Source organism: Terriglobales bacterium (assembly GCA_035651655.1).
Lineage (GTDB): Bacteria > Acidobacteriota > Terriglobia > Terriglobales > Acidobacteriaceae > DASRFG01.
The window spans coordinates 35914-57679 of sequence record DASRFG010000006.1; the positions used below are offsets into that span (position 1 = coordinate 35914).

Below are 21766 nucleotides of genomic sequence, written 5' to 3' on the forward strand. Positions count from 1 at the left end.
GTGGACAAGCCATGACAAATTGGAAGTCGCCGAGAGCCGCGGGGAAGCATCGGTTGCGCCTTAGACCCTCCACTGAGGTTGCAAGCTTTGCCTCAGCGCACCTGCCGTGCTAAGGTCACGGATGTCCCCAGCAGGCAAGTTTGTTCGGGCAGTCTCATGCGCGTCTGATGATTTCCCGCTCTCGATTCCTTATCACGGCGGCATGCGTTTGTCATCTGCTAGTCGCTCCACGCTTAGTTACCAGCCAGTTGCTTGCAAGTTCATCAATGCAGTTTCCCTCGGTCGCTGGCTTGCAATCTCCTGTGTTGAGGCTGGCGCGTTTTCCCGTCCAAACTTCTCAATCGGCCTCGCCCTCCCTCATGCGAGCCCCCTCTCCAGTCGCTGGACAGGTCACCACGATCCGTGCCACCCAGCAGGAGAAAGCCGGAAACGTCTACAAGGCCCGAGGTAATGTGGAGCTGGACTATCGCGACTACGTAATCTTCGGCGACGAGGCGACCTATGACTCCAGCACAGGCCTGGTGACCGCTACCGGCCACCTGGTCCTGGACGGCGGTCCCAACGACGAGCACATTGAAGCCAGCCATGGCACTTACAACGTGCGGACCGGCACCGGCACCTTCTACGATGTGGTGGGCACAACCGGGTCGCGGGTGCGTGGTGGACGGAATGTTCTGACTAGCTCCAACCCATTTGCTTTCACGGGGAAGGTAGTGGAGAAGGTCAGCCTTGATCGCTATATCGTTCATAACGGCACCGTGACCTCCTGCCGAGTGCCTCATCCCAACTGGATTTTTAAGTCAAGCCGAGTCGTGGTGGATGTCGGCGGCACCGCGAAAATCTATAACGGTCTATTCCGAATAAAGGGCATTCCGGTTTTCTACTTTCCCTTCGCCGACCATCCGGTGGAGCGCCTGCCCCGGCAAACCGGGTTCCTTATGCCGACTTTCGGGACTTCCTCACGCAAGGGCACGATTTTGGGCGAAGGCTTTTACTGGGCCATTAACCGCAGCATGGATGCTCTCTTTGGCTTCGACTATTACTCGCAACGCGGCTGGGCAGAGCACGTCAGCTTCAGGGCGATGCCTAACGATCACACGTGGTTCCAAGCCGGTTTCTACGGCGTAGAGGACCGTGGCTATAACCCGTTTCCCGCAAGGCTGAATCCCAACTTGTGTTCCAGCATAGCGGGCAGACTGTGCAGGCAAGGCGGGCAAGACATTCGGGCGACCTTCAACACCACTCTGGACAAGAACTGGCGAGCTGTTGCCAACCTGGACTATCTCAGTTCATTTCTCTTCCGCTTGGCTTTCGATCAGGTTTTCACATCGGCAATCACATCGGAAGTGACTTCCAATGCTTTCGTCAGTCGCAGTGGGCGTGGTTATTCGTTCAATGCGGTTGTGGACCGCTATCAGGATTTTCAAAGTACGGTCCCAGGCGATGCCATCACCATTCTGCATGCACCAACTTTTGAACTCTCAAGCGTAGATCGCCCGATTGCCCACTCGCCCTTTTATTGGTCGTTCGATACCTCGCTGGATGGTGTGGCGCGGAGCGAGCGAGATCCTGCCACCGGACTAATCCTGCGCAGCGGAACCCTGGTGGGGCGATTTGATGCCCGCCCCGACGTGTCCCTGCCACTCAGATTTCGCGGATGGATGTTCCGTCCGGAGCTCGCGCTGCGAGACACCGTCTACACCGAAAGCGCCGCGCCGATGGGATCAACAGAGCTGACAATAGGCACTCCTGCTAACCGTAAGGCAGCAGAGCTGGCAGTAAATCTCAGACCACCCGGCCTGACGAGGTTGTTTCAGCATCGATTTCTCGATCGAAAATGGAAACACGTCGTCGAGCCCGAAGTCACTTACCGCTATGTAAGGGGTGTGGACAATTTCACTGCCATTCCACGCTTTGACCTCCGCGACACACTCAGCGACACCAACGAAGTTGAATACGGCCTTACAAACCGGGTATTCGCCAAAAGTCCTCCTCCGAAGGACTGTGAGCCTCCTTGTGACCCCAAAGAAACACCAGCACGGGAGGTGCTCATGTGGAGGGTGGGTCAGAAGTATTTTTTTGATCCCACATTCGGCGGCATTCTCCTTCCCGGTCGCACCAGTGTCATTGAGAGCACCATAAATTTCACCGGAGTTACATTTCTCGATCAGCCGCGATACTCGTCTCCGGTAATCTCTCGTTTAAACGCGAGCATAGGCCCGGTAGGAATCATCTGGGACCTGGATTACGATCTCAGGAAGGGGCGTACCATCTCCAGCGTGCAGGGTTTGAGTTATGGGTTCGGGCAGTTCGGCCTGGCCGCGAACTATGCCCTTCTTCAAGGGCCAGGTGAGCAGAGCCTGGTGACTACTGCGTTGAAAAGCGTACCTGCAAACTGCTTCCTTAGCCCTGTAGCCAGCCAGACTACTTTGGTGTGCCCTTTCAGCCAGTATCGACTGCTCGCCCGTTACGGTAGGACGAACCGGGTGGGCTTTAACATTGCCGGCGCAGTCGGCATAGATGACAAGCTGCATACCGTACAGTATTCCGCTTTTCAAGGCGCCTATAACTGGGACTGTTGTGGGGTGAGCTTTGAAGTACGGCGCTTTGCCGTCGGCCCTATCCAGAACGAAAACCAATATCGATTCGCATTAAGCATCGCAAATATTGGAAGCTTTGGCACTATCCGAGCGCGGGAACGAATCTTCTGAGTCTCGGGGCGTGATCGGGTTTTGAGACAGACTTCCGCCCGGATTCACCGCAATCCTTCTCGCCGTATTACCATAGAGCCGTGGCCGAGCCGATTCCAAGCAACCTCCAGTCGAAGCTTTCCGCCTTAGAGACGATTCTGCGCTCGATGGGCAAGCTCTTGGTGGCTTACTCGGGAGGGGTGGACTCAGCATTTCTGGCTGACGCCGCGCACCGGATCCTTGGCGATCAAATGTTGGCGGTAATCGCTGATTCGCCCAGCCTTGCCCGTTCCCAACTGCATGATGCTGTTGCTTTCGCGCAGGAACGGCAGATCCCGTTGCACATCCTCGCAACTTCTGAACTGGAAAATCCTGAATACGCGCGCAACGATTCCTCGCGGTGCTTCCATTGCAAAGATGAGCTGTTCTCGAAGATGGAAGAGTTCCGCAGTGAACACGGCTTTAACTGCATTGCGTACGGCGTCAACCTTGATGACAAGGGCGATTTCCGCCCCGGCCAGGAGGCAGCGAAGCAACATCACGTTGCCGCGCCACTGGTAGACGCCGGCCTTTCAAAACAGGACATTCGTGACCTGGCTCGCGGTGCCGGAATGCGCACTTGGGACAAACCCGCCTCAGCTTGTCTTTCCTCACGAATCGAATATGGGAGGCCGGTTACGCGCGAAGCTCTTTCGGCGATCGAGCAGGGAGAAGACGCGCTCCACACCCTGGGTTTTCGGCAGGTGCGGGTACGCCATCACGGACACATTGTCCGAATTGAGATAGCCCGCCAAGATTTGCCGCGTGCTTTGGAATCCTCCATGGTCGCGCAGTTCACACAGATCTTCAAAGCTCTGGGCTTCACCTATGTAACCCTCGATTTAGAAGGCTTCCGCTCCGGTTCCATGAATGCCGTCTTACCTGCCGATCAAATACGTCGTTCGCAGTCATAAATCACGCCCCCACTTGATCGTGAGATAATGAATTATTCCCTTGAGCAGGCGGTTTTCAGTGTTGTTATTCAGACGCGCATTGCTGGTCTTACTATTGTTGTGCCTGGGCTGTTCAGCGCAGCTCAACGATCCACAAGTGACAAAACGCATCGAGCGCCAGGTGCGGGCGTACTACAGCGTTCCGACTGGGGTGGAGATTTTGGTAGGCCAGCGGGAGCCCAGTGAGTTCCCCAACTACGACAAAATCGTGCTCACTTTCGCCAGCGGTGAACAGAAGCAAAGTCACGACTTCCTGATATCCAAAGATGGCAAGACCCTCGTTCGGTTCACCAAGATGGACCTCAACAGCGATCCCTATGCCGACACCATGAAGAAGATTGACGTTAACGGCAGGCCGGTTCGTGGGTCCAAGGACGCTAAGGTCACCATTGTGAGTTATGACGATTTCGAATGCCCTTTCTGTTCCCGGATGCACCAGACCCTATTTCCCGGGATCCTGCAGGCATACGGAAAGAATATCCGCATTATTTATAAGGACTATCCTTTATCAGAGATTCATCCTTGGGCGACCCACGCGGCGGTGGATGCGAACTGCTTGACCGAACAGAACAACGATGCCTATTGGGATTTCGCGGACTATGTGCACGCCAATCAGAAAGCCATCGGCGGCGACAGAAGCAATCCTAAGGACGCATTTGCCACGCTTGACCGCGCCACCTTGGAGCAGGGACAGAAGCACAATCTGGACCCGTCTCGCCTGCAATCCTGCGTGAAGGCCCAAAAAGATGATGCGGTACAAGCCTCGGTGCGCGAGGCCACGGCGTTGGGAGTGAGTGCGACGCCCACGCTGTTCATCAATGGTGAAAAATTGGACGGCGCGGTTCCTGCCGAGGAGTTACGCGCGTCCATAGATCGCTCCTTGCGCGATGCGGGAGTGCAACCTCCCGGGCCCGTTCCGGCCGCAACTTCACCGTCAAAGTCTGCTCCAGCCACTGGTCCAACAAGCAAATGACTCTATTGAACATGGTGGAGAAACTTTGAGATTGCGTGCGGCTCTTTCGTCGTTTGCTGCTCTTTTTCTCTTCTGTATGGTGCTCGTCCTGGGCGCGTGTCAGCGGAAGGGCTCCGATCCTGAGGTCATGGCCAAGGTCAACGGCCGCGAGATCACCCGCTCCGAGGTCCAGAAGTACTTTGAAAATCAGACTATGGGCTCACCCCAACCCTCCGGCGGAGAACAGGAGACCAGCCTGCGTCTCAGCATTCTTCACGAGCTGATTCAAAATGAAATTCTGATGCAGCGTGCCCAAAAGATGGGTTTATTGGCCACCGACGAAGAGGTCCAACGTAAGATCACAGAAGCCAAAGCGCCTTACACCGAGGAGCAGTTCAACCAGAAACTCAAGGACATGCATATCACGCTGGATGACTTCAGACGTGATCAACGGCAACAGATCACCTTGGAGAAGCTAATCAATAAGGAGATCACCTCCAAGATCAGCGTTACCGACCAGGACATCAACGCCTACTACACCAAACACAAAGCGGACTTCAATCTTATCGAGCCTCGATATCATTTGGCGCACATCGTGGTGACCACCGCGCCTAATCCGCAGGTGCGCAATCTGAAGAATGACAAAGCGCAGAACGAGGCCGAAGCGCGTAAGAAAATACAGGCAATACTGAATAGGCTGGAAAGCGGTCAGGAGTTTGCCAGCGTGGCCATGAACTATTCGGAGGATCCGGATACCTCTGCCAACGGCGGTGATCTAGGCTTGATCCCAGAATCGGCGTTGAGCAACACCGATCGCTCCACTCGAGACGTAATTGAAAAGCTGAAGCCCGGTCAATACAGCGGTGTTATCACTATTATTGAGCCTACCGCGCACCGCCTGGTCGGATTTCGGGTGGTTCGATTGCTGGAAAAAGAGCCCGCGGGGCAGCGCGAACTCAGTGATCCCAGAGTTCAGCAATTCATACGGCAGCAACTGCGCGACCACCGCCAGCAACTACTGAAGGCCGCATATTACGAAGTGCTCGACGACCAGGCCAAAGTAGAGAATTACTACGCCCAGCAAATACTAAAAGAGTCTGGCACGAAATAGTTTTTTTCGCATTCTTCCGCTAAGAGCCATGCTATTCCACTATGGCTAACACGTCTCCGGCATTGACCGCGGACCCGGCGCTGGCGAGGATTCTCTTCACCACTCCCTGTTTGGGAGATTTGAGTTCATTCTGCATCTTCATTGCTTCAACCACCAGGATGCCGTCACCCACTTGCACCTCAGCCATTTCACGCACCAATACTCGCACCACTTTTCCCGGCATGGATGCCCGCAATTCCTTGGTTCCTTGGGTGGCGTCGGCCTTGCCTCTCCGGCTCCGAAGCGAGCGCGGGTCACGAACTTCGGCGGTATAGCGCTCACCAGCTATCCAAATGTAGGTTTCGCTTGGGGTAACTTCGCGTTTGGCTTCATGCACAACGCCGCCAATCAGGATCGAAAGAACGTCGGGTTGGACGAGCACAGCATCTACCGTGATCTCCCGCCCATCCAAGCGGCAACTCCAGCGATCACCTCCGCGAGTGAGTTCCAACCTGTAGATACGGCCGTCTATTCCCACTTCGTAGGTCATTGCAAGGCTTCCATTCGAGCCGTTCGCTTCCAGTTGGACGAGGTCTTGTCCATCTGACGCGGGGTCCCATTGCGAGCCGCTGAAGCTTTGTCGCTCTCTACAGCTGACGCGGCTGTAGATTGCTCCAAAGCTGCGAACAGACCCGCGGCGATGGCGGCGACATCCGATTTCTGCTTATTTGATTCCGTCGGAGATGGGACGAGAAGTCGGTCAAGGAACCCTGTATCCACCCGACCGGCTACAAAGTCGGGATGCTGAAGGATGCGCTGGAATAGCGAGAGATTGGTCTTGATCCCACCTACAAAATATTCGGACAGAGCGCGCTGCAGGCGCCTCAGGGCTTGGGAACGGTCCCATCCATAGCCGATCAGCTTGGCGAGAAGGGGATCGTATTCAATCGGCACCGTCCAACTCTCATAGATACCGCTGTCGTGCCGGATTCCAGGACCAGCCGGGGCCAGGAGCATGTTGATCTTGCCCGGACTGGGGAAGAAGTTATTGTCTGGGTCCTCGGCGTAGATGCGGCACTCAATCGCGTGCCCACGAATAACGATGTCCTTCTGCCGCAATGGCAGCGCCTCACCCGCCGCAATTCGTATCTGGAGGTGGACGAGATCAAGGCCAGTGATCAGCTCTGTAACCGGATGTTCTACCTGCAGCCGAGTGTTCATCTCCAGAAAATAGAACTTCTTGTTCTTATCTACCAGAAACTCCACGGTTCCAGCATTTGTGTAACCAGCGGCCTGCGCGATCCGTACCGCAGTTTCCCCCATGCGCTGCCGCATTTCTGGATCAACAATAGGGGACGGCGATTCTTCCAGAACTTTCTGATGGCGCCGCTGCACGGAACACTCGCGCTCCCCGAGATAGATCGTGTTTCCATGCTCGTCGGAGAGAATTTGCATCTCGATGTGACGTGGAGCTTCGATCAGCCTTTCTATGTATAGCTCTCCGTCACCAAAGGCACGTTGCGCCTCGCTACGAGCGTTCTCAAAGGCTGAGGGTAGCTCCTCTGCGGAACGGACCACGCGCATTCCCTTGCCGCCCCCGCCTGCCGTAGCTTTCAGCATGATGGGATATCCGATCTCGGCTGCGGTGCTTGTGGCAGAGGCGAGCTCCAGGCCACTCGACGAGCCCGGCACCACGGGAAGGCCAGTACTTTGAACCGTCTGCCGTGCGCGGATCTTGGATCCCATGAGCGCCATGGCAGCGGCAGTGGGGCCAATGAATTTCACCCCCGCCCGTTCACAGGCGCTAGCAAACTCGGCATTCTCGGAGAGGAAACCGTAACCAGGATGGATCGCTTCCGCCCCGCTTTTCCGCGCGAAATCGATTACCTTCTCAATGTTCAGGTAAGATTCTGTCGCCGCAGGGGGGCCGATTAAGTAGGCTTCATCGGCTTTGCGGACGTGCAAGGAGGCGCGGTCCACTTCCGAGTAGATAGCCACAGAGCTGATGCCAAGCTCCCGACAGGCGCGGATCACGCGCACTGCAATTTCGCCGCGATTGGCAATTAGGATTTTCTTGAACATTAAGCGTTGTCGTGGCGCCGCTTGGCCTGGTGATTGTAATTCACCCGTTTTCCAGCGGTTGATGAGAGCAAAAAAATACCCTCTGCGTAGTGCAGAGGGCACGCAATCAGAAGATTAGAACTATTGGCTCGTTTGAGTTGGCTCTGCCGTGATCCCACCAGGGCCGGTTTGCTTGGCAGCCTTGGCTTTCTTGGTATCCATGGTCTTCTGTACCCATTCGTCGGCGGTCTTAGTATCCGCCACTCGTGTTTCCGGATCATCGCAGTCAATGGCGGCTTTCTCACGGTACATCAGGTTCATGTACGCCATTGCATCGTCATAGTCTGGGCGCAGTTTCAAGGCCTTGTCCAGATTGGCGATCCCATCCTGCACCTTGTCCTCATTCATCTCTTTGATTTTCGCGCAGACCTTCTTGTCCTTCAGAGGCTCTTCGGCCTTAAGCCCCAGCTTCGCTCTTTCTTCCATACGCGGCTGGTAGCTCTGGGTCCAATCAATCACGCCAATTGAATAATAAGTCTCGGGATCGTTGGGATCGAGTTCGGCCACCTTGCGGTGGTACTCCTTCGCCTCGTTCATCTTTTTCATGTTGAAGTACAGCGAGGCGATGCCCTTCAAGCTGGTAACCTTCTGGTCTTTATTGGGATGGTCGTCCAGCACCTTTTTGAACTCCGCTATGGCTTGCTCCGCCATGCGGTTGTTGTCCGGTGTGTCTGCTCCCGGAATGTACTGCTGGGCATAAGCGGTTGCCAGATACAGCCGGGCATTCAGCAGCCCCGGATCCATGGACACCGCACTCTGAAAATGATCGATCGCCTCTTCATACTTGGCATTCTTGTAGGCCTGCACTCCCTTATTCAGCTGGTCTCTGGCCTTCAGCTTGTTGCATCCGGCAGCAGAAAGCAGCGTAAGAGCGGTGACCAACAAGGCCAGTACACGCATGCTTCTATTCATGTGGTTATCAGTTCTCCCTCGCAAGGAAATGCTCGGGGCCTAATCGTGAGATCGCGGTACAGCCGGGAACACCAAATCCACTTGTGTTACGGCTCGCCTCGCCTGAGGGGGCCATAGCCCGTAATCTCTTATCCGCCGGCCTCGATTTTGGCGGTAATCAACCCCACCTTGTCCACGCCCGCGGCATGGGCAATGTCAATCACATTGGCCACATCCGCGAACGGAACACTGGAGTCCCCTTTTACAAACATGACCTTCTCGGCACGGGTCTTATAAATATCAGCCAGACGTTGCTGGACGGTCTCCCAGGTAACGTCGTCCTGGTTGATCTTCAGTCCCGGAGCCTGCCCTGGACCGCGGTCTATTACCTGCACCACAACGGTCCGGTCTGGCTGATCGTTCTTCGGCTGATTAGGTGGAGGCGGCTGGGGCACCAGGGCGTCCAAGCCTTTCTGCGTCAGTGGCGTGATCACCATAAAAATGATGAGCAGCACCAGCAGAACGTCAATCAGCGGCGTGACGTTCATGTCTGAACTAGGGCCGCTACCGGAACCTCCTGCTGTCATTCCCATAACTGGTTCTCCTCTACTCCCCTCCGCCGGGCGCCCCTGTGGCTTTGGTTGGCGCTGGTGGAGCGTTTGTCTTTCTCTGCTCGGTCAATAAGCCCACGTCGTCTACGCCAGCCGCGCGGACGTTATCTACCACGTCCACCACGCTGCCGTATTTCGCGCGCGCATCTGCCCGGATAAAGACCCGCTTGTCTACTTTGTTCGTAAGCCGGTCCTTCACTCTTTGGGTGAGCGCGTCGGGAGAAATCTTGTCATTGCCGAAGAACACGTCGCCATTGCGCATGACCGCCACCAGCAGAGCATCTTCCTTGTCTGCGTCGGGCATTTGGGTTGGATTGTTCACTTTGGCCATGTCAACGCTGACACCCTTCTGCAACATGGGCGTGATCACCATGAAGATGATCAGCAATACCAACATGACGTCCACCATGGGGGTCACGTTGATATTGGAGTTGACCTTCTTCCCCTCTTCGCGAACTGAAATCGCCATAGTTTTCCCTCTCTAGTGGGCGGGTATCTCTGTGAGACAGAGCGGTGCAGTCCTACCAACACCGCAGTCGGCCAGAGATCCAGCCGCCCCAATACTTACCGACGGACGCCCCGCCGCTTCAGGAAATAATCAATCAGCTCGCTCGACGAGTTATCCATCTCTACGTCGAACGCTTCCACGCGGCCGGTCAGATAGTTAAACATCATCACGGCCGGGATGGCGACGAACAAGCCGATCGCGGTGGTCACCAGGGCTTCGGAGATGCCACCGGCCACAGCACCTAGACCGGTCGCTTTCTGCGACTCAATGCCCTTAAATGCGTTGATGATGCCTACCACTGTGCCGAAGAGTCCCACGAAGGGAGCTGTTGATCCGATCGTCGCTAGTCCGCCCAAACCACGCTTCAGTTCGGCGTGGACAATAGCTTCCGCGCGCTCCAATGCTCGCTTTGACGCCTCGATCTGCTCGCCCGGGATATCACCGGACTCCGAGTGCGCACGAAATTCCTGCAGGCCGGCGGTCACGACTTTGGCCAGGTGGCTCTTCTTATTACGCTCCGCAACGCGAATGGCCTCATCAATCTTGCCCTCGCGCAAGGCGCCGGCAACAGCGGGAGCGAAAGCACGCGACTGCTTACGTGCCGCGCTGAACGCCATCCAGCGGTCAATCATCACACCGATGGACCAACCCGACATGATGAACAGAATGATTACCACGGTCTTCGCTGGAATACCCATCTGATGCCAAAGCGAAACCGGGTCCCAACCCACCGTCCCGCCTTCCTGGAACATCCAGGCGGCGTAGGCGGAAACGTGACTGAAAACGAAGTTTGCTACGTTAGGTGCGAGCATGAGTTACTTTCTCCTCCTCAGGACTTCTGATAACCGCATTCACGTATAGCTTTGAAAAACTCTTGGGCCTAGTAATTGAGTCGAGCGGTCGTGGAGCTTACATCCGCTCTCTGCGCGTGCACTGCTTATGATTCTGGTCCAGCACGCAAGGTTGGTGCCCCGCAGTGTACACCCACCCGAGCAGCAATGCTCCCGACTCAGCCCTAACTCAGCCCTACCCTCCCGAGAGGGTGAAATTCACGGTGATCTGCGTCTCCACCGCGACCGGCTCGCCATTCAGGATGTACGGCTTATAACGCCATTGCCGGACGGCCTCAATTGCCGAAGGCGCCAGCATGGGATGGCCGCTCATCAGCCGCAGATTCTCAATAGCCCCATCCTTACTGATCTCGGCTTGGAGCACGACCGACCCCTGAATACGCGCCTGTCGCGCCAAGGGAGGATAATTCGGCTGTACGCGATGGACTAGCAGCCCTGACGTAACGCCCTGCGATACGCGCACGCGCTGGGGGGCCGCCACTTTGGGCATGGGTGTCGAACTGATGATGCCGCCGATGACTCCACCCATCTGTCCACCGGGGACTCCGCCCGGCACACCACCCACCACGCCCGCACTTGCCATCACTGGCGGTGGGGCCTCCTCTTCCTTGATCATCTCGACCTTCTTAGGAATCTTGGTGGGAGTCCGCAGCTGACCATTGATAATGTCGGTCTGGATTACCTTGACTACCTTCACCGGCACCGCGGCCGGCGGAGGGGGAGGGGGAGGGGGTGGCGGCGGAGCCACTAGAAACGTCATCAACTGCTGTTTGGGCAAAGCTTCCGTGTAGAGCAGCGGAATCAGGATAAGGATCGCGATCAGAAACATCTGCAAGGCAAAGGAGATCGTGGTCGTCATCCCTTGCTTGGTCCTCAGCTTGCCGCCCGATTCTATGAGGCTATCCTCGAACATGGAAATTCCTCCGTACGTTACTTCCCCTAATACTTAGACACCATCGGTGCGATCTTTGCTCCCGCCCCGAGTGTTGCCCGAGCCAAATAAATTTTGGGAACTGATGGTATCCAGTGCTGCTTAAATGGCCCGTACTTTCTCTCGGCGCGCGTCGGAAGCAGCTGCTTTGCCTGCCTTTGTACCTGTCTCCGGACGTCTGCCGCTACGGCCAGCCCGCCAATCCTGGTAGGCCACCAGCATGGGAGCTGCAATCGCGATCGAGGAGTAAGTCCCGATCAAAATACCTATTACCAGGGCAAAGGAGAATCCCCTAAGCACCTCGCCCCCGAACAGATATAGGGCCAACACAGTAAGGAAAGTAAGGCCGGACGTCAAGATGGTTCGGCTTAGGGTCTGATTAATGCTCTTATTGACCACATCGGCCAGCTTCTCCCGCCGGAGCAACTTAATGTTCTCGCGGATACGGTCAAAGACGACGATGGTGTCGTTCATGGAATAGCCAACCAGGGTAAGAATGGCCGCGATCACGGTCAGGCTGATCTCTTTATTGGCCAGGGAGAACGCCCCAACCGTGATCAAGGTATCGTGAAAAACCGCCACCACAGCCGCAACGCCATAGATCAGCTCAAATCGGAACCATAGATAAATGAGCATTCCGAGGAGCGAAAATGAAATTGCGCGAAGGGCCTGGCCTTGGAGCTGCCTGCCCACTTGCGGCCCTACGATCTCCACGTTGCGCACGCTAAAGTTGGAGACGAAGAAGCCGTTCTGGAGCGCTGCCTGGACCGCCGGGTCAGCAATTCCCTTGAGTTCATCGAAGGATTTCAGTACCCCGCCCCGAACTTTGTCGCGATAGTTAACGATGGCTTGAGCAACGGCTTGGTAGCGGTCATTGGCGTCGCTGCCCGCACGCAATGGATCAGTCTGCAGCAAGTAATCGCGTATTGCCGCGGCACTGGCGTTATTGAGGTCTTGTTTGCCGGCCGGCGCATTGCTCTCCAGTGCGTGAATAATCTGCAGCTTTCCGCGGTCGAGCGAGGCCTCACTGGTTTCCTTTTCTTCCAGCCGGATCAGCACCTCGTTGTTGCCGGGCAGGCCATAGCGCTGGATGCGCGCATTGTGCAAGCCGGCACGATCCATGGCCGCCCGCAGAGCGTTGTCATCTGGAGTGCTGTTGAATTTCACGTACACCAGCGTCCCACCTCTGAAATCGACGCCCAGGGGAACACCGTGCCAGAACAGCATTGACAGCAGCCCGGCCACACTGAACACCAGCGAAAACGCGAGGAAATACCACTTCTTCCCAAGAAAATCTATGTTCGTATTGCGAAAGAATTCCACTTAGCCCTCAACCAGTCGTTCGATTCCTACACCTAAATACTGAGCGCTTCGCCGCGCTGCTTGCGGGTCAGGATGTAGTCGAAGATCACCCGCGAGACAAATACTGCCGTGAACAGGTTCGCCGCCAAACCAAACGTCAGCGTCACCGCGAACCCCTTCACCGGCCCCGTGCCGAACGCGAACAGGATTGCAGCCGACACAATCGTGGTGACGTGTGTGTCCACGATGGTGATCCACGCGTGGCTAAAACCCTGTTCCACTGCGGAGGGCGGAGTCTTGCCGTTCCGCAGTTCTTCCCGAATACGCTCAAATATAAGAACGTTCGAGTCCACACCCATACCAACCGTAAGGATCACTCCGGCAATGCCCGGCAAGGTCAGGGTCGCTCCGAAATATCCCAGAAACCCAAGAAGGATGATCAAATTCAAGATGAGCGCGATATCCGCGTTGACGCCGGCGCCTCGGTAATAGACCAACATGAACAACAGCACCGCAACCATGCCGATGACCGCCGCCCGAATACCATCCTTGATGGAGTCCGCACCGAGGGACGGGCCCACAGTCCGCTCTTCCAGATAACGAATTCCAGCCGGCAGCGCGCCGGAATTTAGCACCAAGGCAAGGTCCTTCGCCGATTGATCGGTAAATCCGCCAGTTATGCGGCCTTGGTCACGGATTTGCTCCTGGATGGTCGCCACTTCCATGACCTTGTTATCCAGGGTCACAGCCAGCTTGTCGCCCACGTGGGCCTGGGTGAAAGCGGAGAATTTGCGGCCGCCCTCGTTCGTAAGTGCAAAACCTACATCGGGGCGCCCGTTTTCATCCCGGTTCACCGTCGCCCCATTTGTGCGCAAGTCGCGCCCGGTTACAGCTGTGGAGCGTGACACCAGCCAATATACGTCCCCTGACTCGGTGCTTTTCTGGCCGATACTGCGGCCTTTCATAAGCATGCTTCCGGGAGGCAACACACCGTTATTTGCGCCTAAGGCTGCTGCTTCGCTGTCATACGGCCCCCCCAATCCCTGCCTGATCTCCAGCATGGCAGTGGACTGCATGATCTCTTTCACGCGCGCGGGATCGTCCACGCCGGGTAGCTGCACCAGGATTTGGTACTGCCCAAGTCCATGCTCCTCGATGATGGGTTCGTTCACACCCAGTTGGTCCACCCGGTTGCGTATGGTCTCGATGGCCTGCGACACTGCCCGGTTCTTCAGGTCAGCAAGATTGGAAGGCTTCATCGCCACGGTCCAAGTGTCCTGCGCAGCGGATGTCAGGTTGTACTCTGGCAGGCGGTCGTTGACGATCTGATGTAGTTCGGAGCTGCTCTCCGGTGGTACACCCTTGATCAGGATGCGGTCGGGAGCATTCACCGGGTCGGGCTGACTAATCTCCGCGAAGGCTATGTTCTTTTTTCGCAGCTCGTCTCTGAGCCGTTCAATGGCCTGCTCGGCATCGGCCTTTACCGCATCATTTACCTGCACCTGCAATATCAGGTGAGTACCGCCCTTTAGATCCAGTCCCAGGTGAATCCTCTCCTGGATACTGCTAACCAGACCCTGTTTCGAAAAGCTCTGGGGAATGCCAAAAATGCCAAAAGCAAAGACAATCAGTACCGCGACGATGCCAACAAGTTTTATGAGTAAGTTGCGCTGCATATATGTAAGTACCCGGGATTGGTGGAAACTTCTCTAAGCTGTTTTCGCGGCCTCTTCTCCTGTGGTGACCGAAACCACGGCGGAACGCGCAACCTCAACCCGGAGATTGTCAGGAGGCACGCGCAGGTGCACATAATCATCGCGAAGCGCAATGATTGTGCCGCGCAACCCGCCGCTGGTGACCACCCGATCTCCTGTCTTCAACTCGCCCAGCATCTGCTGCCATTTCTTCTGCCGCCTCTGCTGCGGCATGATCAGCAGGAAATAAAACACCCCAAAAATAAGTATGAGGGGAAGAACAAAGCCCACCCCCGCCGCCCCTCCAGGAGCCTTGGCCTGTACCAGTACGATCACCAGAGCAGCGAGAGATTCACTCATATGTCTCCACCAAACCTCCATCTAATCGCACGGCAAACTTGCCCGTCCGTAGAGCTTGCTTGGCTTGTTCACCTGCGGGAAAGCTTGTCCGGGCCGGATGCTTCCTTATGACCAGGCGTGATCAGGGGGTTCCGGACTACGGTTTCGGTGTGGACCGGGCACCAGAAAGAAAATTGGCCCACTCCCCAAGTTTTATAGAATGCCGCACCGCTCGCATGGTGTCAAGGTAGTGGGCCAGGTTGTGGGTAGTGTTCAACACCATCGCCAGCACTTCGTTGCTCGCATAGAGGTGCCGGAGGTAAGCGCGAGAATAGCGGGCGCAGACCCGGCAGCCGCAGCGCGGATCGAGGGGCGACTCATCCCGGGCATAGCGGGCATTCTTGATCGCGACTCTGCCTTCCGAAGTGAATAGCAGTCCGTGGCGCGCAGCTCGCGTAGGCAGCACACAGTCCATCATGTCTATGCCCATCCCTGCATAGCGCACGATTTCATCTGGTGTGCCCACTCCCATCAGGTAGCGCGGCCGATCAGGTGGCAAATTCGGCACCGTCGCCGCCACGACCTCGTGAGTTAGATCGCGCGGCTCACCCACACTCAGACCCCCAATGGCGTACCCAGGAAAGCCGATTTCGATAGTGCGCTCCGCCGATTCACGCCGCAGATCGGGATAAGTGCCTCCCTGGACAATTCCGAAAAGGGATTGCGTGTGGTTTCGAGTGTCCCGCTCGACGTTGCGAGTCTCCGGCCGGTCGCTTGCAAGTGGAAACTCGAGACTCGAACCTCTATCCCACGGCACTTGCTGCTTGTGCTCTTCAAAGTACCTCTTGCTGCGTTCGGCCCATCGCAGCGTCATTTCCATGGATTGCCGTGTTCGCTCGCGTTCGGCGGGATACTCGGTGCACTCGTCGAACGCCATGATGATGTCCGCTCCCAGCCCGATCTGCGCCTCCATTGCGCTTTCCGGAGTGAAAAAGTGCTCCGAGCCGTCGAGATGCGAGCGGAAGCGAACCCCCTCCTCGGTGACCTTGCGCAGATCGCTGAGGCTGAACACCTGATAACCGCCAGAGTCAGTGAGAATCGCGCGATCCCAAGCCATGAAGCGGTGCAGCCCACCCATGTTGCGGATGGTCTCCACTCCGGGGCGTAAATATAGGTGATATGTGTTGCTGAGCAGGATTTGAACGCCCAGGTCTTCGAGCGTGTCCTGAGGCACGCCTTTCACTGTTGCCAGGGTGCCGACCGGCATAAACACGGGCGTTTCCACCACGCCGTGTGGCAGCGTTAGGCGGCCGGCCCGCGCTTCGCCGCACGTGGCCTCTATTTCAAAGGAGAATTCAGCGCTGGCAGACATTCGTCTGCTTCGGATTGTATCGAAACCAGGAATTCACAAGGGGCTGAGGGAAGCTGTGTTCTGTCGAGGTCTTACGCGCCCAGCATCTTCTGCATCTCTGAGTGCGTTACCAAGCCTTCCAGCGCGGAATAAGTTCCTTTTTCTGTAACTTCACGCACCAGCCGTCTCAGCAGCCCCAAGCCAGCGAGCATCGGTTTGGAACCCATGCTCACGCGTGCAACTCCCAGGCCCTGTAACTCGCGTGTGGAGGGCGAACCCGGCCCAGCGAGGATATTGATCGGGCATTTCAATTGCTGCACTAAGCGGCCAATCGTCTCGGAATCGGTTACTCCGGGGACAAAAACGCAGTCTGCGCCTGCATCTCTGAAGGCTTTGCCTCGTCGGCAAGCTTCGTCGAAGCGGGTTTCCGGCGCCCCTACGTTCTCCAGGTAAACATCGGTGCGGGCGTTGATTACCAACGCCACGCCGGCAGCGCGGCCAGCCTCCCTCACTGCTTTGATCTTTTCCACGGCAAGCGGAAGATCAACCAGGGGACGCTCAGGATTGCCGGTGCTGTCCTCCAGATTTATGCCCACTGCTCCCGCCTCCATCACCGCTTTGGCGGTTCGTGCCGCATCTTGTGCGCGATTGCCATACCCTGCTTCCACGTCCGCCGTTACCGGGACTTTCACCGCCTTCGCAATCCGCGCTACGGCCGCGATCATTTCGTCGCGCGAGATGCGTTGCCCATCGGGGTAGCCGAGTGAGAAAGCGATTCCGGCGCTGGTTGTGGCTATAGCTTGCATCCCGGCTTGTTCCAGAACTCGCGCGCTAGCCACGTCCCAGGCGTTAGGCAAAACGAGTATGGCGGGGCCACCGTGCATGGCCCGAAACAACTCAGCCTTGGGTTGCAGTTCTACGTTGTTCATGCGCGCACTATTTCTTGTTCTTGGTTCGGACCCGCTCCAGAAACGTGCTTACCTCAATTGCAGCCCGGGTTACTGTGCCTCGACCAATTTCCTGCACGTCATCCCTGGCGGTCACGCGTAGCACATAGAAGCGACCATCGAAAGACTCCAGCAGTGCCTCGGCCTGAATGTTTGCCCCCAGGCCAGTGGCGGCCCGGTGTTCCACATGGATGGCCGTGCCTACGGTGATCTCGCCCGGTGCGCAATAGGGATGAAGCGCCTGGAACGCAGCCGTCTCCATCAACCGAATCATGTTCGGAGTGGAATAAACCGGCGGCAATTGCGGATGGTGCGCAGCCAGCGTGTGCTCGTGTTCGACAGTTTCGCTGGCCTCGGCGCGCGCTCCGATCGGGACCGGTTTCATTTTATTTGAACTTGGACAAATGTAGCAGATTCAGCTCCCACATTTAATCGAAGCACATCGCCCGTCCTGCGCTCGTTTAGAATAGAAAAGGATGCAGTTCACGGAACAATATGACGTAGTCGTGGTCGGTGCCGGCCACGCAGGATGCGAAGCCGCTATGGCAGCCGCCCGCATGGGCTTGCGCACCGCACTCTATACTCTCAACGTCGATTTGATCGCGCAGATGTCCTGCAATCCGGCTGTGGGTGGGATCGCCAAGGGCCATCTCGTCCGTGAGGTGGATGCCCTGGGCGGCATCATGGGCGAAGTCACCGACGCCGTCGGTATCCAGTTCCGTCTGCTGAACACATCACGGGGACCGGCGGTTTGGTCGCCGCGAGCCCAGTGCGATAAGCAGTCATATCGCCTGAAGATGCGGGAAGTGCTTGAGTCACAGGCGAACCTCAAGATCAAGCAGGCGGAAGTCGCGGATTTGATCGTCGAACCATCTGACTCTTCAAGAATCTGCAAAGGCATCAAGCTTCGCGATGGACGCACCGTGGGGGCGGACGCCATCGTTATCACGACGGGCACATTTCTGAATGGCCTTATCCACTGTGGAGAGCAGCAATATCCAGCCGGGCGCAGCGGCGAACCGCCATCGGTGCTGCTTGGCGAAGGTCTTAAGCGCCTCGGGCTAAGGGGCTGCCGCTTGAAGACCGGAACTCCTCCCCGCCTGGACGGCCGGAGCATAGATTGGTCGCGTTTTCAGTTGCAGCCGGGCGACGCAGACCCAACGCCTTTCAGCTTCCGTACCAAGCGCGTGGCACATGCTGATTCCCAAGTGCCATGTTACATCGCATATACCACCGACGAGACGCACCGCATCATCCGTGAAAATGTGCACCGCTCGCCCATGTACAGCGGCCAGATCAAGTCCATTGGGCCGCGCTACTGTCCTTCTATTGAGGACAAAATCGTCAAGTTTCCAGACAAGGAAACTCACCAGCTCTTCCTCGAGCCTGAAGGCCTGAACACGCACGAGATTTACGTCAACGGGATGAGCACATCACTGCCGGTCGAGGTGCAGCTCGCGATCATCAAGTCAGTCCCTGGGCTGGAAAATGCCGAGATGTTGCGGCCCGGTTATGCCATCGAGTACGACTCCATTGATCCCACTGAACTTGAGCGCACGCTGGAAACGAAACAGATCGAGCGGCTTTTTCTCGCGGGCCAGATCAACGGTACCAGCGGCTACGAAGAAGCGGCATGCCAGGGCCTCATGGCGGGAATCAACGCAGCTCTGAAAGTCAAGAGTGAACCAGCCCTCGCGCTTGATCGCACCGAAGCCTACACCGCCATTTTGATTGACGATCTGATCAGCAAAGGCACCAACGAGCCCTACCGAATGTTCACTTCTCGCGCGGAATTTCGCTTGCACCTGCGCATCGACAACGCCGACCGGCGGCTCACTCCTCACGGCCGGCGGGTGGGGCTGATCTCTGATGCGGCGTGGACAGAATTTCTGGCCAAACAGGAGCGCCTCGCCGGGTTGAAGCACTTGCTCGAAACTGCACGGGTGAATTCTTTACCGGCTGATCTTGGCGCCAAAATTGGCAATGTCGCGGGTACCACTTTCGCCCACGTTCTCAAGCGGCCGGAGGTCACAATTGAAGATCTGGTCCCCCTGCTGCGCGATCTGCTGCCCTCATTTTTCAGCTCGGATGGGGAGGGAGCGTTAAACCAGCGCTTGGCTTCTTCAATCCGCAACGAACTTAAGTCGGTGGAAACCGAAATTAAATATGCCGGCTACCTTGACCAGCAACAGCGTGCCATTGAGCGCTTGAAAAAAGCCGAACAGCGCAATATTCCCGATTGGTTTGACTATGGCAGTGTGAGCGGCCTTTCGCGAGAGATGCAGGAGAAGTTGGAACGTGTGAGGCCTCGTACTCTGGGCCACGCCAATCGTATTCCTGGCGTGACTCCTGCGGCAGTGTCGCTGGTCAATGTCTACATTGAAATCCAAGCGCGCCGCCAACACCAGGCAGCTTCAATGCCGGCTGATTGAAACCAGCTCCCCGCCGGTTCTCCGCAGCCCAAGACTGTGACTGGCCGCAGGGCATCCCTGCGTCTAACAGCCCAATCTCACCCAACAATACGCAGGCCCGGGCTTCTGCCGATCCGTTTGACTTCGCGAGATGAGGAGGGCTGTCATGCGATTGTCTATTTCTAAAATGACGAATGTCGGGATTCTCAGCACATTGTTGTTGGTAGTTTCTGGGTCTCTGCCGGCAGCCACCCAGAGTTCGCCCAGTGTGCCCGGCGACCAGTCAAGCCAACCCGGTCAGAGCGGTAACCCGGCCAGCTCCGACAAACAAAGTGGCAAGTCTGCCACATCGGGGAGCTCTGACAAAAATGGCGACGCAGCCAATACCAACAAATCCAATGCAGCCGACCAGACCACATCCGATCAAGAACCGAATAAAGCGTCGAGTCGGGCTGCTGGCGCCGATCAAACGACTACGCCGGACAACACCAGTGGGCGCTCGGTCTCAGGACTCTGGGGGCTGCTCGGACTGTTAGGGCTTTTGGGATTGGCGGGCCGGCGACGCGCGGTTATGGAAGAACGTCGCAACCCTGATCGTGCCGACACTCGCCGAGTGGCTTAATTCTCTAAGTTGGCCGGCTGGAGGGGCAAAAGGCATCAGGTCTGACCTGATGCCTTTTGTTCTAGCAGCAAACTACCAGAAGACTACCCGCCTCAGTCTTTGCGCTTCTTGGAAGCTTCTGACTTTGGCTTGGACTCTTTCTTCTCGCCAGCCTTGTCGCTGGCCTTCTCGTCGGATTTCCCAGAGCCGCTGTCGTTACCCGAAGAAGACGGAGGCGCAGACGATTTTTTAGCGTAATCGGTTACATACCATCCCGATCCTTTGAACTGCACCGCAGGCGCCGAGATGACCTGTTCCACCCGTCCCTTGCATTTGGGGCACTTGGTTACCTGAGGATCAGAGAACTGCCGAAGGCGTTCAAAGCGGTGATGGCACTTTTGGCATTCGTATTCGTAGAGTGGCATCCAACTCCTGGTTCGGTTCGCAAGCGAAAGTTCTTCTCTGATTCTAGGGTCGTCTCGGGCGAACGTCAATTCACCCGGAGCGCGGGTAGTGGCTGGCTGAATGCGACTGAACGGGAATGCTAGACTCCCGCTATGGCAGGGCCGACAAAACTTGATTCGGCAGCGGCGCACACTGCTGATTCCGAAACTCACAATACCTCTAAAGCGGCTCTTTATCTGGTCGGCACACCGATCGGCAACCTCGGCGACATCACCTTGCGCGCGCTCAATACCCTGAAATCGGTTGACCTCATAGCCTGCGAGGACACGCGCCAGACTCAGATACTCCTGAACCACTACGGCATCACCAAGCCCACCATCAGTTATCACGAGCATAATGAAATCACGCGCTCAGCCGAACTGGTCATGAAGCTCGAACAGGGCGCCAGCGTCGCGCTGGTGACCGACGCCGGGACGCCGGGAATTTCTGATCCAGGCTATAAGCTGATTACTCTCGCCATCCGGCACCACATCCCCGTAGTGCCAATTCCTGGTCCCGCTGCTTTTCTTGCAGGTCTGGTAGCCAGCGGCTTGCCACCCGATTCTTTCCGTTTCAGCGGCTTTCTTCCTGCCAAAAAAGGACAGCGCCGTGAGGTGCTGGAAAGCATTGCCAATTCGCCGCACACCCAGGTCTTTTACGAGGCGCCCCATCGCATCACCGAATGCCTCGAAGATGTGGTTGAGATCCTCGGCGCGGAACGGCCGCTAGTGATCGCACGCGAGGTCACCAAACTTCACGAAGAGTTTCTGCGTGGCACCGCCGAAGAGCTGCTCAACATCTCTCGGCAGCGCGACCTCAAGGGCGAGATCACGCTGCTGATCGGCAAGGGGGATGGACGTGCGCACTCCGCGACTCCGAAGCTCAGCATCGGCAGCCGTGTGAAACAGCTCATGTCTGAAGAGAGACTCGATGAAAAGGCCGCGCTGAAGCGCGTTGCCAAAGAGGCAGGAATTTCCCGAAGTGAAGCCTATCGCGAACTGCAGCGAACGAAAGGTTGAGGAGATATTTTTCGTCGAGAA

At 56.7% G+C, this 21766-nt stretch carries 21 protein-coding genes; 7 read left to right on the top strand and 14 right to left on the bottom strand.

Translation table 11 applies throughout. The features are described 5' to 3' along the window. The first annotated feature begins 359 nt into the window (after positions 1 to 359). From lptD to VFA76_03135, 4 genes are all read left to right on the top strand, one after another. Complete coding sequence (lptD, locus tag VFA76_03120) at positions 360 to 2711, top strand: LPS assembly protein LptD (protein HZR30829.1); 2352 nt, start codon at positions 360 to 362, stop codon at positions 2709 to 2711. Positions 2712 to 2791: 80 nt separating this feature from the next. Then, positions 2792 to 3643 carry an ATP-dependent sacrificial sulfur transferase LarE gene (gene larE / locus VFA76_03125; GenBank protein ID HZR30830.1) on the top strand — a complete coding sequence of 284 codons (852 nt, stop codon included), beginning with the start codon at positions 2792 to 2794 and terminating at the stop codon, positions 3641 to 3643. A 136-nt stretch (positions 3644 to 3779) separates the two neighbouring features. Further along, positions 3780 to 4655 carry a thioredoxin domain-containing protein gene (locus VFA76_03130; GenBank protein ID HZR30831.1) on the top strand — a complete coding sequence of 292 codons (876 nt, stop codon included), beginning with the start codon at positions 3780 to 3782 and terminating at the stop codon, positions 4653 to 4655. Between the two features lie 25 nt (positions 4656 to 4680). Next, positions 4681 to 5745: a SurA N-terminal domain-containing protein gene (locus VFA76_03135; protein ID HZR30832.1), complete on the top strand. Its 1065-nt coding sequence runs from the start codon at positions 4681 to 4683 to the stop codon at positions 5743 to 5745. Between the two features lie 31 nt (positions 5746 to 5776). Here VFA76_03135 and VFA76_03140 read toward each other — a convergent pair whose 3' ends face one another. From VFA76_03140 to VFA76_03200, 13 genes are all read right to left on the bottom strand, one after another. Further along, on the bottom strand, positions 5777 to 6274 hold the full coding sequence (locus VFA76_03140) for a biotin/lipoyl-containing protein (GenBank protein HZR30833.1): 498 nt from the start codon (positions 6272 to 6274) through the stop codon (positions 5777 to 5779). After that, entirely contained in the window at positions 6271 to 7806 is a 1536-nt protein-coding gene (gene accC / locus VFA76_03145; GenBank protein ID HZR30834.1) for an acetyl-CoA carboxylase biotin carboxylase subunit, read from the bottom strand. The genes VFA76_03140 and accC overlap by 4 nt, the downstream gene beginning before the upstream one ends. A 120-nt stretch (positions 7807 to 7926) precedes the next feature. After that, complete coding sequence (locus VFA76_03150) at positions 7927 to 8757, bottom strand: hypothetical protein (protein HZR30835.1); 831 nt, start codon at positions 8755 to 8757, stop codon at positions 7927 to 7929. A gap of 128 nt (positions 8758 to 8885) precedes the next feature. Then, complete coding sequence (locus VFA76_03155) at positions 8886 to 9329, bottom strand: biopolymer transporter ExbD (GenBank protein HZR30836.1); 444 nt, start codon at positions 9327 to 9329, stop codon at positions 8886 to 8888. A 13-nt stretch (positions 9330 to 9342) separates the two neighbouring features. Continuing rightward, a complete protein-coding gene (locus VFA76_03160; GenBank protein HZR30837.1) occupies positions 9343 to 9816 on the bottom strand; it encodes a biopolymer transporter ExbD in 474 nt (157 codons plus the stop codon). A 95-nt stretch (positions 9817 to 9911) separates the two neighbouring features. Further along, on the bottom strand, positions 9912 to 10667 hold the full coding sequence (locus tag VFA76_03165) for a MotA/TolQ/ExbB proton channel family protein (GenBank protein ID HZR30838.1): 756 nt from the start codon (positions 10665 to 10667) through the stop codon (positions 9912 to 9914). A gap of 214 nt (positions 10668 to 10881) precedes the next feature. Next, positions 10882 to 11619 (bottom strand): energy transducer TonB, encoded by a 738-nt coding sequence (locus VFA76_03170; protein HZR30839.1) that lies wholly within the window; start codon positions 11617 to 11619, stop codon positions 10882 to 10884. Positions 11620 to 11739: 120 nt separating this feature from the next. Further along, entirely contained in the window at positions 11740 to 12960 is a 1221-nt protein-coding gene (gene secF, locus VFA76_03175; protein HZR30840.1) for a protein translocase subunit SecF, read from the bottom strand. A gap of 32 nt (positions 12961 to 12992) precedes the next feature. Continuing rightward, positions 12993 to 14615 carry a protein translocase subunit SecD gene (gene secD / locus VFA76_03180; GenBank protein ID HZR30841.1) on the bottom strand — a complete coding sequence of 541 codons (1623 nt, stop codon included), beginning with the start codon at positions 14613 to 14615 and terminating at the stop codon, positions 12993 to 12995. 33 nt (positions 14616 to 14648) lie between these two features. Continuing rightward, positions 14649 to 14993: a preprotein translocase subunit YajC gene (yajC, locus tag VFA76_03185; protein HZR30842.1), complete on the bottom strand. Its 345-nt coding sequence runs from the start codon at positions 14991 to 14993 to the stop codon at positions 14649 to 14651. A 136-nt stretch (positions 14994 to 15129) separates the two neighbouring features. Continuing rightward, complete coding sequence (locus tag VFA76_03190) at positions 15130 to 16344, bottom strand: tRNA guanosine(34) transglycosylase Tgt (protein ID HZR30843.1); 1215 nt, start codon at positions 16342 to 16344, stop codon at positions 15130 to 15132. Positions 16345 to 16415: 71 nt separating this feature from the next. Beyond that, a complete protein-coding gene (locus VFA76_03195) occupies positions 16416 to 17252 on the bottom strand; it encodes an isocitrate lyase/phosphoenolpyruvate mutase family protein (GenBank protein HZR30844.1) in 837 nt (278 codons plus the stop codon). Positions 17253 to 17259: 7 nt separating this feature from the next. Next, on the bottom strand, positions 17260 to 17655 hold the full coding sequence (locus tag VFA76_03200) for a thioesterase (GenBank protein HZR30845.1): 396 nt from the start codon (positions 17653 to 17655) through the stop codon (positions 17260 to 17262). Between the two features lie 91 nt (positions 17656 to 17746). Here VFA76_03200 and mnmG point away from each other — a divergent pair, with 91 nt between their 5' ends. Together mnmG and VFA76_03210 are read left to right on the top strand one after the other, a co-directional pair. Then, complete coding sequence (mnmG, locus tag VFA76_03205) at positions 17747 to 19702, top strand: tRNA uridine-5-carboxymethylaminomethyl(34) synthesis enzyme MnmG (protein HZR30846.1); 1956 nt, start codon at positions 17747 to 17749, stop codon at positions 19700 to 19702. Between the two features lie 145 nt (positions 19703 to 19847). Then, positions 19848 to 20303 (top strand): hypothetical protein, encoded by a 456-nt coding sequence (locus tag VFA76_03210; protein ID HZR30847.1) that lies wholly within the window; start codon positions 19848 to 19850, stop codon positions 20301 to 20303. A gap of 92 nt (positions 20304 to 20395) precedes the next feature. Here VFA76_03210 and VFA76_03215 read toward each other — a convergent pair whose 3' ends face one another. Then, complete coding sequence (locus VFA76_03215) at positions 20396 to 20707, bottom strand: zinc ribbon domain-containing protein (protein ID HZR30848.1); 312 nt, start codon at positions 20705 to 20707, stop codon at positions 20396 to 20398. A gap of 132 nt (positions 20708 to 20839) precedes the next feature. Here VFA76_03215 and rsmI point away from each other — a divergent pair, with 132 nt between their 5' ends. Further along, the gene (gene rsmI, locus VFA76_03220; protein HZR30849.1) at positions 20840 to 21745 is read left to right on the top strand and encodes a 16S rRNA (cytidine(1402)-2'-O)-methyltransferase; all 906 of its coding nucleotides are present in this window, start codon (positions 20840 to 20842) and stop codon (positions 21743 to 21745) included. Positions 21746 to 21766: the final 21 nt, after the last annotated feature.